4 protein-coding genes are annotated in these 1,490 nt (G+C 53.8%); all 4 read right to left on the bottom strand.

Annotated features, from left to right (window positions below):
• Positions 1-91 precede the first annotated feature (91 nt).
• The 4 genes from KPG66_RS05850 to KPG66_RS05835 all read right to left on the bottom strand — a co-directional run bounded on the left by KPG66_RS05850 (position 92) and on the right by KPG66_RS05835 (position 1,412).
• Positions 92-262: a hypothetical protein gene (locus KPG66_RS05850; protein WP_013435067.1), complete on the bottom strand. Its 171-nt coding sequence runs from the start codon at positions 260-262 to the stop codon at positions 92-94.
• A 213-nt stretch (positions 263-475) separates the two neighbouring features.
• Entirely contained in the window at positions 476-889 is a 414-nt protein-coding gene (locus tag KPG66_RS05845) for a PIN domain-containing protein (RefSeq protein WP_237070248.1), read from the bottom strand.
• Between the two features lie 3 nt (positions 890-892).
• Positions 893-1,144: a type II toxin-antitoxin system Phd/YefM family antitoxin gene (locus KPG66_RS05840; protein WP_237070247.1), complete on the bottom strand. Its 252-nt coding sequence runs from the start codon at positions 1,142-1,144 to the stop codon at positions 893-895.
• A 64-nt stretch (positions 1,145-1,208) separates the two neighbouring features.
• Complete coding sequence (locus KPG66_RS05835) at positions 1,209-1,412, bottom strand: transposase (protein WP_442929413.1); 204 nt, start codon at positions 1,410-1,412, stop codon at positions 1,209-1,211.
• Between the last annotated feature and the right edge of the window lie 78 nt (positions 1,413-1,490).

Here is a 1,490-nt window from a genome sequence, read left to right as displayed (position 1 = left end):
GCATTGATCGCCTCCACACTATCGGTCCAACTACCTGTCAGATCGAGTTCCAGCTAATACAATTCAACCCTCGTCGAAATTTGCAGGAAACTCACACCAATATGCCTGCCTCTTGCAATTTCCACAATACCGTTTCAGCTTCCGTGCCTTGCTGCACAAGCCTTGGTAAATTGTTCAGGTCCGACTCGCTACGCTGCTCGCGCACCAGGCGCACTACGCGCTCTCGGACTTCCGGAGAAAACTTGCTTGGCTTCTTGTTCACGGCTCGATTCTCTCAAGAATACGAGCGTCCGCCAAACCCGAGGCATTTCAGACTGCTTCGGCCTTCCTTGGTGCCATCTACTTGGCCGCCTCTGTCGTTTTTTTGAATTAATGACACTCCCTAAGCCCGTTTAAAATTTTTCACACCCAGCTCTAATCATCCCAGATATTATCAAGCTCCGATCAATCTAGGTCAGGAAGTGAATTCGCGACTTCATTGCCCTCTTGCCAGCCAGTTTTCTAGTGACAGATCCGGCACGCGGGAAAACTCGCGTTCGTTATCCGTTACAAGTGTGGCTTTGATGGCTAGCGCCTGTGCTGCGATCCATGTGTCATTGGCCCCGATTGGAGTTCCTTGCCGCTCTAGAAAGGCCCTCACCCGCGCATAGTAGCGGGTGGTCTCAGCATCGAAGCCAACGAGGGGCAGCCGTTGCGCCAGAGTGGCGAGACGGGCGCGGTTGCGCTCACTATGAGCGCTTTTCTCCGCGCCAAATTCCAACTCTCCAAGCACAATCACCGATAGGCGCATGCTACTGAGCGGCAGAGTTTCTAGCCGCTGCTGTATGTCTGGATGCCCTTTCAAAGCGACAATCAAAATGTTGGTATCCAGCAGGTAGAGCGCGGCCATGGACTAATTGTCCATCGAGGCTACGGTCTCGGCTGGGCTATCCTCCGGAGCTTGCAGATCAATATCATCCTGGCTTGACCAGAAGTCACGGAAAGCGTCGGCCGCGACGCTTGGGTGATTGGGGACCATCCGCGCCACAATTTTCCCATGGCGGGTGATAGCAATTTCCTCGCCGGCCTCTATCTCAACCAACAGGGCTGAGAAATGAGACTTGGCTTCAACGACAGTAAAGGTTTTCACGAGGATCTCAACCATTAAAAATGACCATATGGTCATAATATGATGGAGGTTCATCTCTGTCAAACTCGGAGCCCAGGAATCAGGACGGGTCCCCATGTTCGCGATATGCCGCCACCCAGCTGCGCACCGCAGAAATATCGACATCATGCCGCTTGGCGACAGTCTTCAGGCCCGACTGACCCGACAAATAATCCTCAACGACTCGCAGCTTCTGCTGCTCGGTGTACCTGCCCATACCCCCCCGAGAGGTTAGCGTCCAGCTTTCCGGGGTCGGTTCATGCATGTGTTCGTGTTTCGCGCACGCCGCGGGAGTCGTGTGACATAGTGCATCCTCTGGTTAAAATCCAGGCAGCTTGAGCGA

Source organism: Mycetohabitans sp. B2 (assembly GCF_021733735.1).
Classification (GTDB): domain Bacteria; phylum Pseudomonadota; class Gammaproteobacteria; order Burkholderiales; family Burkholderiaceae; genus Mycetohabitans; species Mycetohabitans rhizoxinica.
The sequence above is the reverse complement of the archived record's forward strand: the minus strand, read 5'-3'. Positions and strand labels throughout refer to the sequence as shown.